This window comes from Streptomyces abyssalis (assembly GCF_001751365.1).
In the GTDB taxonomy this organism is placed as follows: domain Bacteria; phylum Actinomycetota; class Actinomycetes; order Streptomycetales; family Streptomycetaceae; genus Streptomyces; species Streptomyces abyssalis.
On sequence record NZ_LJGT01000008.1, the window covers coordinates 1 to 252 of the forward strand.

A 252-nucleotide genomic window follows, 5' to 3' on the forward strand; every position below is an offset into this window, starting at 1 on the left:
GAGGATCTCGCCGCCGGCGTTGCCCTCCAGCTGGTAGTGCCCGCCGGGCTTCAGGTCGCCGCTGACGGGCAGGAACCAGCGGCTGATGCGTTCCTTGGTGGTGCAGGCGTCCCAGACGTCCTCGACGGCGGCGTCGTAGGTACGCCGCAGCAGGACCGTGCGGGCCTCCTCCTCGGGCTCGCCCACGCGCCGGCTGCCGACTTCCCGGTGGACGTCGTTGATCTGGTCGACGATGTCGCTCATCACTGCTCC

The 252-nt window shown here is 70.2% G+C and carries 1 protein-coding gene; it reads right to left on the reverse strand.

Translation table 11 applies throughout. The features are described from left to right. Positions 1-243, reverse strand: a 243-nt coding sequence (locus AN215_RS00025; protein ID WP_171904093.1) for an SRPBCC domain-containing protein, incomplete at its 3' end; no start/stop codon positions are given. Between the last annotated feature and the right edge of the window lie 9 nt (positions 244-252).